This is a genomic window from Bradyrhizobium sp. 87 (assembly GCF_023073015.1).
Lineage (GTDB): Bacteria > Pseudomonadota > Alphaproteobacteria > Rhizobiales > Xanthobacteraceae > Bradyrhizobium > Bradyrhizobium canariense_D.
Genome location: NZ_JADPIQ010000086.1, coordinates 291,008 through 302,829, shown reverse-complemented (window position 1 = coordinate 302,829; position 11,822 = coordinate 291,008). Strand labels below are relative to the sequence as shown.

The 11,822-nt window shown below is 64.4% G+C and carries 13 protein-coding genes; 8 read left to right on the top strand and 5 right to left on the bottom strand.

What is annotated here, in order from left to right; genetic code table 11:
* Window positions 1-37 precede the first annotated feature (37 nt).
* From IVB50_RS22305 to IVB50_RS22290, 4 genes are all read right to left on the bottom strand, one after another.
* On the bottom strand, window positions 38-973 hold the full coding sequence (locus IVB50_RS22305; RefSeq protein ID WP_026232979.1) for a MoxR family ATPase: 936 nt from the start codon (window positions 971-973) through the stop codon (window positions 38-40).
* Window positions 974-1,035: 62 nt separating this feature from the next.
* Complete coding sequence (locus IVB50_RS22300; protein WP_204511636.1) at window positions 1,036-1,842, bottom strand: xanthine dehydrogenase family protein subunit M; 807 nt, start codon at window positions 1,840-1,842, stop codon at window positions 1,036-1,038.
* A gap of 33 nt (window positions 1,843-1,875) precedes the next feature.
* Window positions 1,876-2,361, bottom strand: a complete 486-nt coding sequence (locus IVB50_RS22295) for a (2Fe-2S)-binding protein (RefSeq protein ID WP_007602418.1) — start codon at window positions 2,359-2,361, stop codon at window positions 1,876-1,878.
* Between the two features lie 164 nt (window positions 2,362-2,525).
* Window positions 2,526-2,972, bottom strand: coding sequence for a carbon monoxide dehydrogenase subunit G (locus IVB50_RS22290; RefSeq protein WP_018455582.1), 447 nt, complete (start codon window positions 2,970-2,972; stop codon window positions 2,526-2,528).
* 182 nt (window positions 2,973-3,154) lie between these two features.
* On the opposite strand from IVB50_RS22290, the gene IVB50_RS22285 reads away from it, so the two are divergent.
* The 3 genes from IVB50_RS22285 (at window position 3,155) to IVB50_RS22275 (ending at window position 5,829) form a co-directional block, all read left to right on the top strand.
* Window positions 3,155-4,510, top strand: a complete 1,356-nt coding sequence (locus IVB50_RS22285) for a 3-carboxy-cis,cis-muconate cycloisomerase (RefSeq protein ID WP_026232978.1) — start codon at window positions 3,155-3,157, stop codon at window positions 4,508-4,510.
* Between the two features lie 36 nt (window positions 4,511-4,546).
* The gene (gene pcaD, locus IVB50_RS22280) at window positions 4,547-5,329 is read left to right on the top strand and encodes a 3-oxoadipate enol-lactonase (RefSeq protein WP_018455580.1); all 783 of its coding nucleotides are present in this window, start codon (window positions 4,547-4,549) and stop codon (window positions 5,327-5,329) included.
* 107 nt (window positions 5,330-5,436) lie between these two features.
* Complete coding sequence (locus tag IVB50_RS22275) at window positions 5,437-5,829, top strand: carboxymuconolactone decarboxylase family protein (protein WP_085351059.1); 393 nt, start codon at window positions 5,437-5,439, stop codon at window positions 5,827-5,829.
* Here the strand turns inward: IVB50_RS22275 and IVB50_RS22270 are convergent.
* Window positions 5,791-6,327, bottom strand: coding sequence for a hypothetical protein (locus IVB50_RS22270; RefSeq protein ID WP_018455578.1), 537 nt, complete (start codon window positions 6,325-6,327; stop codon window positions 5,791-5,793). The genes IVB50_RS22275 and IVB50_RS22270 overlap by 39 nt on opposite strands.
* Before the next feature lie 338 nt (window positions 6,328-6,665).
* Here IVB50_RS22270 and IVB50_RS22265 point away from each other — a divergent pair, with 338 nt between their 5' ends.
* The 5 genes from IVB50_RS22265 (at window position 6,666) to IVB50_RS22245 (ending at window position 11,757) form a co-directional block, all read left to right on the top strand.
* Window positions 6,666-7,583, top strand: coding sequence for a branched-chain amino acid ABC transporter permease (locus IVB50_RS22265; RefSeq protein ID WP_018455577.1), 918 nt, complete (start codon window positions 6,666-6,668; stop codon window positions 7,581-7,583).
* A gap of 11 nt (window positions 7,584-7,594) precedes the next feature.
* A complete protein-coding gene (livM, locus tag IVB50_RS22260; protein WP_018455576.1) occupies window positions 7,595-8,914 on the top strand; it encodes a high-affinity branched-chain amino acid ABC transporter permease LivM in 1,320 nt (439 codons plus the stop codon).
* Complete coding sequence (locus tag IVB50_RS22255) at window positions 8,911-9,744, top strand: ATP-binding cassette domain-containing protein (RefSeq protein ID WP_018455575.1); 834 nt, start codon at window positions 8,911-8,913, stop codon at window positions 9,742-9,744. Before livM ends, IVB50_RS22255 begins: the two co-directional genes overlap by 4 nt.
* Window positions 9,741-10,481, top strand: a complete 741-nt coding sequence (locus IVB50_RS22250) for an ABC transporter ATP-binding protein (RefSeq protein WP_018455574.1) — start codon at window positions 9,741-9,743, stop codon at window positions 10,479-10,481. Before IVB50_RS22255 ends, IVB50_RS22250 begins: the two co-directional genes overlap by 4 nt.
* Before the next feature lie 157 nt (window positions 10,482-10,638).
* Window positions 10,639-11,757, top strand: coding sequence for a branched-chain amino acid ABC transporter substrate-binding protein (locus IVB50_RS22245; protein WP_018455573.1), 1,119 nt, complete (start codon window positions 10,639-10,641; stop codon window positions 11,755-11,757).
* The last annotated feature ends 65 nt before the right edge of the window (window positions 11,758-11,822 follow it).

Here is an 11,822-nt window from a genome sequence, read left to right as displayed (position 1 = left end):
CCAGAGTTCACGCTCCCGCGCGCCCCGGAATGACAAGTTACTCGCTCGTCGCGTCCTTCAGCACCTTCTGCAAGGTGTCGCCCTGCATCCGCGTGATGTCGTCCTGGTATTTGAGCAGCGCGCCCAGCGTGTCGCCGACCACTTGCGGGGTCAGCGAGCGGGCGTCGAGCTCCGACAGCGCAGTGGCCCAGTCGATGGTCTCGGCAACGCCCGGCGATTTGTAGAAATCCTGATTGCGTAGCGCCTGGACGAAGCGCACGACCTGCTGCGACAGTTTCGCGGAGATGCCCGGCACGCGCGACTTGACGATCGCGAGCTCACGATCGGCATCGGGATAATCGACCCAGTGATAGAGACAGCGCCGCTTCAGCGCGTCGTGGATTTCGCGGGTGCGGTTGGAGGTGATGATCACGATCGGCGGATGCGGCGCCTTCACGGTGCCGAATTCGGGAATCGTCACCTGGAAGTCGCTGAGGATTTCGAGCAGATACGCCTCGAACGCCTCGTCGGCGCGGTCGAGCTCGTCGATCAAGAGCACCGGCGGTCCCGCAACGTCGGGCTCCAGCGCCTGCAGCAGCGGCCGCTTGATCATGTAGCGGTCGGCGAAGATATCGGAGGAGAGCTGATCGCGATCGGTGTCGCCGGCGGCTTCCGCCATCCGGATCGCGATCATCTGCGCGGCGCTATTCCATTCGTAGACCGCCGAGGAAACGTCGAGGCCTTCGTAACACTGTAGACGGATCAGCTTCCGCCCCAAGGCCGCCGACAGCACTTTTGCGATCTCGGTCTTGCCGACGCCGGCTTCGCCTTCCAGAAACAGCGGCCGGCCCATGCGCAGCGACAGATAGGTCACCGTGGCCAGCGATCGCTCGGCGAGATAGCCGCGCGACGTCAGGAGTTCGAGCATCGAATCGACCGATGCCGGCAATACAACTGAAGTATTGGCACCGGACGTATTGGCCGCTGAGGTCATGAAAAAGCCAGTCTCGCTACGCCCTCACCGGGGACAAGTTTGGGCCGAGGCGTGAGGATCACTCACTCCTTGGCGTTGGCGGCGTCGAGGGCACGCCGCGTCAGCACGCCGATGAGGTGCGCGCGGTATTCGGCGCTGCCATGGATGTCGCTGTTGAGGCCGTCCGCCGGCACCTCGATGCCCTCAAGCGCCTTCGCGGCGAAGCGCTTCTTCAGGGCTTCCTCGAATGCGGTGACACGGAACACGCCTTCGGAGCCGGCGCCGGTGACCGCGACCCGCACGTCGGAGGGACGCCGCGCCACGAACACGCCGACCAGCGCGTAACGCGAGGCCTGGTTGCGGAACTTGATATAGGCCGCCTTCTTCGGCAGCGGGAACATCACCTTGGTGATGATCTCGTCGGCTTCGAGCGCCGTCGTGAACAGGCCCTGGAAAAACTCCTCCGCCTTGAGGCGGCGCTTGTTGGTGACGATGGTGGCGCCGAGCGCAAGCACGGCAGCCGGATAGTCCGCTGTCGGGTCGTTGTTGGCGAGCGAGCCGCCGATCGTGCCCTTGTGGCGCACGGCGGGATCGCCGATCTGGCCGGCCAGGTTCGCGAGCGCCGGGATCGCCTCGCCGACGATGGCGGAGCTTGCGACCTCGGCATGCCTGGCGGTGGCACCGATCACGAGCGCGCGGCCCTTCATCTCGATCGTGTTGAGCCCATCGATGTGGGAGAGGTCGACCAGATGCGGCGGGCTGGCGAGGCGCTGCTTCATGACGGGAATCAGCGTGTGGCCGCCGGCGATCACCTTGGCGTCTTCGTTCTTCACCAGGAGGTTGGCGGCCTGCCGAACGGTCCCGGGGCGATGGTATTTGAAATCGTACATCTGAATGTCCTGATCGCAGAGTGCGCGCGAGGTTTACGCGAGATCGGATTTCGCCATCGCCTTGGCGCCGGCGGAGATCGAGGTGACGATGTTCTGGTAGCCGGTGCAGCGGCAGAGATTGCCTTCCAGCTCCTCGCGGATGGTGTGGTCGTCGAGCTCGTTGCCCTTGCGATGGACGATGTCGATCGCGGTCATGATCATGCCGGGCGTGCAGAAGCCGCACTGCAGGCCATGGTGTTCGCGGAAGGCCTCCTGCATCGGATGCAGCGGCGCGCCGTCGGCGGCCAGGCCCTCGATCGTCTTGACCTCGTGGCCGTCGGCCATCACGGCGAGCGTGGTGCAGGACTTCACGGCCTTGCCGTCCAGATGCACGACGCAAGCGCCGCACTGCGAGGTGTCGCAGCCGACATGGGTGCCGGTGAGCCGCAGATTCTCGCGCAGGAACTGCACCAGCAGGGTGCGGGGATCGACATTGGCCGTGACAGGATTGCCGTTCACGATGAGGGAGATTTTTGCCATAAACACTCTCTATCAGCGCCCCGACGGGTCCCGTCGAAGCGGTTCTTATATTTATTCCAACCCATCATATGGGCCATTATGCCCCGGGGCAACATCACCCGGAATGCAAGGCGCCATGACAAAACGCGATATGCCGAAAGGCGCAATGCTTGAGGTGTTGGCCTTCAGCCCTGTACCGCCTTGGCGAAGTTCGCGAAAAATTCGTCGGCCAGTTTCTTGGCGGCGCCGTTGATCAGGCGCTGGCCGAGCTGCGCCAACTTGCCGCCGATCTGCGCCTCGACCTCGTAGGACAAAAGCGTGCCGCCGTCCTTCTCCGCAAGCTTGACCACGGCGCCACCCTTGGCGAAGCCGGCCACCCCGCCCTCGCCTTCGCCGGAGATCTTGTAGCCGTTCGGCGGGTCGAGATCGGACAGTGTGACCTTGCCCTTGAAGCGCGCCGACACCGGACCGACCTTCATTTTCGCCGTCGCGCGAAAGCCGCCATCGTCGGTCTTCTCCAGCTCCTCGCAGCCGGGGATGCAGGCCTTCAGCACCTCGGCATCGTTGAGCTTGGCCCACACGGCCTCGCGCGGCGCCGCAAGCTGGACTTCGCCGTTCATCGTCATGGCCATTGGGTGCCTCCCGGGACCGAACTTGGATCGCGCAACTATAATGCAGCTCAAGTACCGCACGGAGGCGGCAAAAGAAAGGGTGGCCCTCGGTCACGTGCAATGCATATTCGCAACTGCAAAAAGCTTGCGCCGCCGGTTTGGGATTGGCACAGGCGGGTCATGGTGGTTAGGTCCCGCACAATATGAGCACATCCCTCTCCCCCCTGCTCGCGCCGATGCTGTCGAGCGTGGCCATGCGCGCGGTCTGCGACGACCGGTCGACCCTTCAGAATATGCTCGAATTCGAGGCAGCCCTCGCCCGAGCCGAGGCGGCCACGGGTGTGATTCCCGCGTCCGCGGTGGGCCCGATCGAAGCCGCGTGCAAGGCCGATACCTTTGACATGGCTGCGCTGGCCGAGGCCGCGACTCGATCCGGCAATCTCGCGATCCCCTTGGTCAAGACTCTAACCGCCAATGTCGGCAAGGCCGACGCCGAGGCCGCACGCTACGTGCATTGGGGCGCGACCAGCCAGGACGTCATCGACAGCGCGACCATGCTCACGCTTCGCGCCGGCATCGATGCATTGGACGCCGATCTCAGCCGCGCCATCAAGGGCTTTGCCGCACTTGCGCGCAGTCATCGCAACACGGCAATGGTGGCGCGAACCTGGCTCCAGCACGCCCTGCCGATGCCGTTCGGACTGAAGGCCGCCGAATATGCCGCAAGCCTTGCCCGCGCCCGCTGCCGCCTCAGGCGGCTGCGCCGCGAGGGCCTCGCACTGCAATTCGGCGGCGCGGCCGGCACGCTTGCGGCACTTGGCGACAAGGGGCTCGTCGTTTCAGAACGGCTGGCGCAGGAGCTGAACCTGCCATTGCCAGAAGCCCCCTGGCACACCCACCGTGACCGCATCGCGGAAGCCGCATCAGCCTTCGCGATTCTCGCCGGAAGCTGCGGCAAGATCGCGCGCGACGTCTCGCTGCTGATGCAGACCGACGTCGCAGAGGCGTTCGAGCCCGCCGGGGAAGGCCGCGGCGGCTCCTCGACCATGCCGCACAAGCGCAACCCGGTCGCAGCCGCAAGCGCGCTCGGCTGCGCGACCATGGCGCCTCAGCTCGCAGCGACGATTTTTGCCGCACAGGTGCAGGACCACGAACGCAGCGCCGGTCCCTGGCACGCGGAATGGCCGACGCTGCCGCAATTGATGCTGGTCACCTCCGGCGCGCTTGCCGCCATCGTCGACATCGCCGAGGGTCTCGATGTCGATGCCGCGCGCATGCGCAGCAATCTCGATGCGACGCACGGGCTGATCATGGCGGAAGCGGTTACCTTTGCGCTGGCCGAGACGATCGGCAAGAGCGATGCGCATCATCTGATCGAGGCCGCGAGCAAGCGCGCGGTCGCCGAGAAGAAGCATCTGCGCGAGGTGCTCGCAGCCGATTCGCATGTCACTGCGCATCTTTCGCCGGAAAAAATTGCGGCGTTGCTCGAGCCGATGGCCTATCAAGGCGCTTCCCAAGCCCTGATCGATCGCCTGCTCGACAGCCTCGAACGCGAATAAAGCAGTCCTGCGCGCAAATAAAACGGAGACGCCCGCATGCCCATGATTGATGCCGACGGTTGCCTGATCAACGTCTCCGTCGAGGGCCGCGACGGCGGGCCGACGCTGATGCTCTCGAACTCGCTCGGCTGCACGCTGCAGATGTGGGAGCCGCAGATGAAGGCACTGACGCAGATATTCCGCGTCATCCGCTACGACCGCCGCGGCCACGGCAAGTCCAACGTTCCGCCCGGCCCCTACACCATGGAGCGCTTCGGCCGCGACGTGCTCGCCATCCTGGACGACCTCAATATCGAAAAAGTGCACTGGTGCGGCCTGTCGATGGGCGGCATGGTTGGGCAATGGCTCGGCGCGAACGCGCCGGAGCGCTTCGGCAAGCTCATCCTCGCCAACACCTCCTGCTACTACGCCGAGCCGACCAAATGGCTCGAGCGCATTGACGCGGTGAAGAAGGGCGGCATCGCCGCCGTCGCCGACGCCGTTATCGCCGGCTGGCTCACCCAGGATTTCCGCGAGCGCGCGCCCGACATCACCGCCAGGATGAAGGAGATGCTGCTGGCCTCGCCGCTCGAAGGCTATCTCGCCTGCTGCGAAGCGCTGTCGACGCTCGACCAGCGCGCGTTGCTGCCGAACATCAAGAACCCGACACTGGTGATCGCCGGCCGCCACGACATGGCGACGCCGATTTCGGCGGGTGAATTGATCCGCTCAAGCATTCCCGGCGCGAGCATGACCATCATTGACGCCGCCCACATTTCCAATGTCGAGCAGCCGCACGCATTCACCGACGCGGTCGTGGGCTTTTTGACGCAACGCTAGCCACAACCGTCGTTGGGAGCACAGCGATGCAACCAGAAATCCGTCTGCCGTGAGAGACTGGATTGCTTCGTCGCTTCGCTCCTCGCAATGACGAAGGAGGAAACAGCATGGACGACCAGAAACGCCGCGATGCCGGTATGAACGTGCGCCGAAAAGTGCTGGGCAATGCCTGGGTCGACAAGTCGATCGCGGGTCGCAATGCATTCAACACCGATTTCCAGGACATGATCACGCGCTACGCCTGGGGCGAGATCTGGACGCGGCCGCATTTCGACGAGCGCACGCGGCGGGTGCTGGTGATCGGCACCATGGTTGCGCTTGGGCAATGGGATGAATTCCGCCTGCATGTGCGCGCGGCCCTCGCTGAGGGTGGCTTCACGCCCAACGACATCAAGGAAATCCTGCTGCAGCAGGCGATCTATTGCGGCGTGCCGGCGGCGAACCACGCCGTCAAGGAAGCCTCAGCGATTGTGCAGGAGCTCGGCCTGCTCAAGACCTAGCGGCGGGGTGGCCTCGACGGGCTTCTGAACGATCTTGGGCGCCGCCGCGGGCCGCTCGATCACCACCACGATGGCGGCACCGAGCAAGAGCAGAAGTTCGGTGGCGTGCAGCCGCAGCGCGGCCATCTCGCCGACCTTCGAGGCCATGATCATGCTCGCAAACGAGATCAGGCTGCCGATCGCAAGCGCAATGCCGAGCGCTTCGTCGCTGCCGCCGTTCTTGCGGATACGGGGGATGCAGAGCAGCGCAAGGTAGATCGCAAAGAACGCCACCACCGTTAAGCGCCCCAGCGCCAGCAGCCAGGCGGCGCGCACCGTGTCCATCCCCGCCATCTGGAGATGGTCGCTGAGGAAAAGAGCGACTGCGACGCTCGGCCGCTCATAGAGGCCGTGCACCGGCGCCACCATGATGTTGAAGGCAACGAGGGTCCAGGTCGGGATGAAATAGGCCGCCAGAAGTGCGCCGTTGACCGAACCGATCCGCCAGTTTCCGAACATGCCGCTTCCCGCTTCGTTTGGCCGCGCCTTCGATGAAAGGCTCTGCCGGGAGCTAACTCGCATCAGACTGTGGCGGCAATTTAAACCCTTTGTTTACCTTAACTGCCTCCCGACAGGCATCCGATGGCGCTGACGGAGCCGGTTCCGCCCATTGCGGGGGAACCGGAGCGCCAAATGATCTCTGTAAAAGCCTTGATGCGGAGGCGAGGCCGGTTGCAGCCGCCAGTTCCCTCCTGTTACAAAACGAGAATGCTTAAGGGCTGCCGGGGCCCGAGAAGAAACCAGCACTCTCTCGAAGAGCTCCCTTTGAGCCGCGTCAGATTTGGGTACGGCAGCCTATGGATTATTTCGCCCAGCAGCTCATCAACGGTCTCGTGCTCGGCTCGATCTACGGGCTGATCGCGATCGGCTACACGATGGTCTACGGCATCGTCGGGATGATCAACTTCGCCCATGGCGATGTCTTCATGATCGGCGGCTTCATCGCCCTGATCACCTTCCTTCTGCTGGTCTCGACGGGCCTGACTGCGGTCCCGGTGATCCTTTTGATCGTGATCCTGGTCTCGATGGCGATCACCGCCCTGTATGGCTGGACCATCGAGCGCATCGCCTACCGTCCGCTGCGCCACTCCTTCCGCCTCGCGCCGATGCTGTCGGCGATCGGCATGTCGTTCGTGCTGACCAACTATTCGCAGGTGGCGCAAGGCGCGCGGGTGAAGCCAGTGCCGCCAGTGATCACCGGCGGCTATACGCTGCACGAGAGCGCCGATGGCTTCGTCATCCAGCTCTCCAATATCCAGATCGTGGTGGTCATCACCACCATCGTGCTGCTGGCGATCTTCACCTGGCTGGTGTCGCGCACACGGCTCGGGCGCGACATGCGCGCCTGCGAGCAGGACCAGACCATGGCGGCGCTGCTCGGCGTCAACGTCGACCGCACTATCTCCATGACCTTCGTGATCGGCGCTGCGCTCGCCGCAGTGGCCGGCCTGATGTACCTGCTCTATTACGGCCTGGTCGATTTCTTCATGGGCTTCGTCGCCGGCATCAAGGCGTTCACCGCGGCCGTACTCGGCGGCATCGGCTCGCTGCCCGGCGCCATGCTCGGGGGGCTCGCGATCGGGCTGATCGAGACGTTCTGGTCGGCCTATTTCTCGGTCGAATACAAGGATGTCGCCGCGTTCTCGATCCTGATCGTCGTGCTGATCTTCATGCCGACCGGCCTGCTCGGCCGCCCCGAAGTCGAAAAAGTCTGACGGTCGCGCGCGTGAAAGCTCCCTCGATCAATACGGCCAAAACCGCATCGGGCATCCCCGCTCTCCTGAAGACCGCCTGCGTCAACGCACTGATCGCGCTGGTGCTGTTCTCGCTGATGGTCGGCGTCCGCACCGAAGCCGGTTCCGACGGCCAGCTCACCTATTGGACGCGCTTCGGCGAGGTCGCCTCCCTCGTCGCCGCGGTATTCGGCGGCTCGATCGTGCTCGAGCTGCTCAAGCAATGGATCGGTCCGACCGGCGCCGAGAAGCTGGTGCCGCCGGCGGTGCAGAGCGGAATGTCGTTCCTCGGCCGCTATCTCGCACCGGCGCTTCTGATCTTCACCCTGCTGGTGCCTGTGATCTTCTATGACCAGCGCTACATCCTCGATCTCGCCATCCTCGTGCTCACCTATGTGATGCTGGGCTGGGGGTTGAATGTCGTAGTCGGGCTGGCTGGCCTGCTCGATCTCGGCTATGTCGCCTTCTATGCGGTCGGCGCCTATTCCTACGCGCTGCTTGCGACCAATTTCGGCTGGTCATTCTGGATCTGCCTGCCGCTAGCGGGCGTCCTCGCCGCATTCTGGGGCGTGCTGCTCGGTTTCCCCGTGCTGCGCCTGCGCGGCGACTACCTCGCGATCGTGACGCTCGCCTTCGGCGAGATCATTCGCCTCGTCATCATTAATTGGCAGGATCTGACCGGCGGCCCCAACGGCGTCTCCAGCATTCCCCGCCCCTCTTTCTTCGGCATCCCGCTCGACAACAGCGACAACGGGCTCGCCGCCAGACTCGGCATCGAATATTCTCCGACCCATCGCATCGTCTTCCTGTTCTACCTGATCCTGGCGCTCGCGCTGCTCACCAACTGGGTGACGATCCGGCTGCGCCGCCTGCCGATCGGCCGTGCCTGGGAAGCCCTGCGCGAGGACGAGGTCGCCTGCCGCGCGCTCGGCATCAACACCACCACGACGAAGCTCACGGCATTCGCGACCGGTGCGATGTTCGGCGGCTTTGCCGGCGCGTTCTTTGCGACCCGCCAGGGCTTCATCAGCCCGGAATCCTTCACCTTCCAGGAATCGGCGCTGGTGCTCGCCATCGTCGTGCTCGGCGGCATGGGCTCGCAGCTTGGCGTGGCGCTCGCAGCGCTCGCCATGATCGGTGGTTTCGAACTGTTCCGGAGCCTCGAGAGCTATCGCATGCTGGTGTTCGGCATGGCCATGGTGCTGATCATGATCTGGCGGCCGCGCGGCCTGATCGGCCATCGCGCGCCGACCGTGTACCTGACCAAGGCCCACGCGATCTCATCGGACCTCGTCAAGGAGGGGCACGGATGAGCCGCGACCAGATTCTCGAGGTCGACCGGCTCACCATGCGCTTCGGCGGCATCGTCGCGGTGCAGGACCTGTCGTTTGCTGCCGAGCGGAAGAAGATCACCGCGCTGATCGGACCCAACGGTGCCGGTAAGACGACGGTCTTCAACTGCATCACCGGCTTCTACAAGCCGAGCGGCGGCGCCATCCGCCTCGGCCATGACGACGGCAAGGTGATCGCGCTGGAACGGCTGAACGATTTCCGCATCGCCAAGCAGGCCAAGGTCGCCCGCACCTTCCAGAACATCCGCCTGTTTCCCGGCATGACCGCGCTGGAAAACCTGATGGTGGCGCAGCACAACGCGCTGATGCGCGCCTCCGGCTTCACCTTGCTCGGGCTCATTGGCGCGCCCGTCTACCGCGACGCCGAGAAGCGCGCGATCGATCTCGCCACCGACTGGCTCAAGCGCGTCAATTTGCTCGATCGCGCCGACGATGCTGCCGGTAATTTTGCCTATGGCGACCAGCGACGACTCGAGATCGCACGCGCGATGTGCACCGAGCCCGCGCTCTTGTGCCTGGACGAACCCGCCGCCGGCCTCAATGCGCGCGAGAGCGCCGCCCTGAGCGAGCTGCTGCTGTCGATCCGCAACGAGCTCGGCACCTCGATCCTGCTGATCGAGCACGACATGTCCGTGGTGATGGAGATCTCCGACCATATCGTGGTGATGGACCACGGTGTGAAGATCTCTGAAGGCTCCCCGCGCGAGGTTCGCGACGATCCGAAGGTGATCGCCGCCTATCTCGGCACCGATGAGGAAGAGGCGGCGGCCGTGATGGAGAGCGGGTCGTGACGTCGCCCACTGCCCTGCTCGCGATCCACGGCCTTCGCGCTGCCTACGGCAAGATCGAGGCGCTGAAGGGCGTTGACCTCGAGATCAATGCCGGCGAGATCGTGGCGCTGATCGGCGCCAACGGCGCCGGCAAATCGACGCTGATGATGACGATCTTCGGCAAGCCCCGCGCCCGCGCCGGCCAGATCCTGTACGAAGGCCGCGACATCACCGAAGTGCCCACCCACGAGATCGCGCATTTGCGCATCGCGCAATCGCCGGAAGGCCGCCGCATCTTCCCGCGCATGAGCGTGGCGGAAAATCTCCAGATGGGGGCGGACGCCACCGAATGCACCGACGCCGAACGCGAGGTGACGCTACAACGCGTGTTCACGCTGTTTCCGCGGCTGAAGGAACGCTACGGCCAGCGCGGGGGAACCCTGTCTGGCGGCGAGCAGCAGATGCTGGCCATCGGCCGCGCTTTGATGAGCCGCCCTCGCCTGCTCCTGCTTGATGAGCCCTCGCTCGGTCTGGCGCCGCTGATCGCGCGCCAGATTTTCGATGCGATCCGCACTCTGAACCGGCAGGACGGCCTGACCGTGCTGATCGTCGAGCAGAACGCCAACCACGCGCTCAAGCTCGCCCATCGCGGCTATGTCATGGTCAATGGCCTGATCACCCTGGCCGGGACCGGTGCCGAGTTGTTGCAGCGCCCCGAGATTCGCGCCGCCTACCTGGAAGGCGGCCGGCACGGCTGAGGCCGCCCAAGGCGAACCCGTGCGGCCGAATTTGGCGATATCTCTGCCAATGCCCGTATTTTGCCGGTGACTTCTCCTCGAATTCATTCAAGAATGGCGCCGGTTTGAACCGGGCATGCCCGGTAACTTCCACAGGCGACCACCCTCGAGGTATCTCATGAAATCACTGAAGCTCATCGGTCTGGCATTCGGCGCATCGATCGCGCTGTCGAGCGCGGCATTCGCGCAGGATGTCACCGTCGCAGTCGCAGGTCCGATGACCGGCGGCGAGTCCGCCTTCGGCCGCCAGATGAAGAACGGCGCCGAGATGGCCGTAGCCGATATCAACGCCGCCGGCGGCGTCAACGGCAAGAAGCTCGCGTTGTCCGTCGAGGACGACGCCTGCGATCCGAAACAGGCGCGCTCGATCGCCGAGAAGATCGCCGGCGCGAAAATTCCGTTCGTGGCCGGGCATTATTGCTCGTCCTCGTCGATCCCCGCGTCGGAAGCCTATGCCGACGGCAACGTGCTCCAGATTACTCCCGCCTCCACCAATCCGAAGTTCACCGATAGCGGACTGTGGAACGTGGCGCGCGTCTGCGGCCGCGACGACCAGCAGGGCCTGGTCGCCGCCCAGTTCATCGCCAAGAACTACAAGGGCAAGAACATCGCCATCCTCAACGACAAGACCACCTACGGCAAGGGTCTTGCGGACGAGACCAAGAAGGCGCTCAACAAGGCCGGCGTCACCGAGAAGATGTACGAGTCCTACAACAAGGGCGACAAGGACTTCAACGCGATCGTCTCGCGGCTGAAGCGCGACAACATCGATCTCGTCTATGTCGGGGGCTACCATCAAGAGAGCGGCCTTCTCCTGCGCCAGATGCGCGACCAGGGCCTGAAGACCGTGCTGATGGCCGGCGACGCACTCGCCGACAAGGAATACGCCTCCATCACCGGCCCGGCCGGCGAAGGCACGCTGTTCACCTTCGGCCCCGATCCGCGCAACAAGCCGACCGCGAAGAAGATCGTCGAAGCCTTCAAGGCCAAGAACATCGACCCCGAGGGCTACACGCTCTACACCTACGCAGCGATGCAGGTCTGGTCGGAGGCGGCCAAGAAGGCCGGCACCACCGACGCCAAGAAGGTCATGGCAGCCATCAAGGCCGGCAAGTGGGATACCGTGATCGGGCCGATCGAGTATGACTCCAAGGGCGATATCAAGCAGCTCGACTACGTCGTCTACAAATGGGACGCCAAGGGCGGCTACGCCGCGATCAGCGGCAACGGCACCTAAGCACGCTTGCCGGGGCCTGAAGGCCTCCTCCAATCATCATCGCGCCCCGGCTCGCCCGGGGCGTT

What these genes read in the sequence shown, in the direction of transcription:
- IVB50_RS22275 (WP_085351059.1), top strand. Translation starts at nt 5,437, where the DNA reads ATGGACGACCAGAAACGCCGCGATGCCGGTATGAACGTGCGCCGAAAA.
- IVB50_RS22295 (WP_007602418.1), bottom strand. Translation starts at nt 2,361, where the DNA reads ATGGCAAAAATCTCCCTCATCGTGAACGGCAATCCTGTCACGGCCAAT.
- IVB50_RS22270 (WP_018455578.1), bottom strand. Translation starts at nt 6,327, where the DNA reads ATGTTCGGAAACTGGCGGATCGGTTCGGTCAACGGCGCACTTCTGGCG.
- IVB50_RS22300 (WP_204511636.1), bottom strand. Translation starts at nt 1,842, where the DNA reads ATGTACGATTTCAAATACCATCGCCCCGGGACCGTTCGGCAGGCCGCC.
- IVB50_RS22290 (WP_018455582.1), bottom strand. Translation starts at nt 2,972, where the DNA reads ATGGCCATGACGATGAACGGCGAAGTCCAGCTTGCGGCGCCGCGCGAG.
- IVB50_RS22245 (WP_018455573.1), top strand. Translation starts at nt 10,639, where the DNA reads ATGAAATCACTGAAGCTCATCGGTCTGGCATTCGGCGCATCGATCGCG.
- IVB50_RS22305 (WP_026232979.1), bottom strand. Translation starts at nt 973, where the DNA reads ATGACCTCAGCGGCCAATACGTCCGGTGCCAATACTTCAGTTGTATTG.
- IVB50_RS22285 (WP_026232978.1), top strand. Translation starts at nt 3,155, where the DNA reads ATGAGCACATCCCTCTCCCCCCTGCTCGCGCCGATGCTGTCGAGCGTG.
- IVB50_RS22265 (WP_018455577.1), top strand. Translation starts at nt 6,666, where the DNA reads ATGGATTATTTCGCCCAGCAGCTCATCAACGGTCTCGTGCTCGGCTCG.
- pcaD (WP_018455580.1), top strand. Translation starts at nt 4,547, where the DNA reads ATGCCCATGATTGATGCCGACGGTTGCCTGATCAACGTCTCCGTCGAG.
- IVB50_RS22255 (WP_018455575.1), top strand. Translation starts at nt 8,911, where the DNA reads ATGAGCCGCGACCAGATTCTCGAGGTCGACCGGCTCACCATGCGCTTC.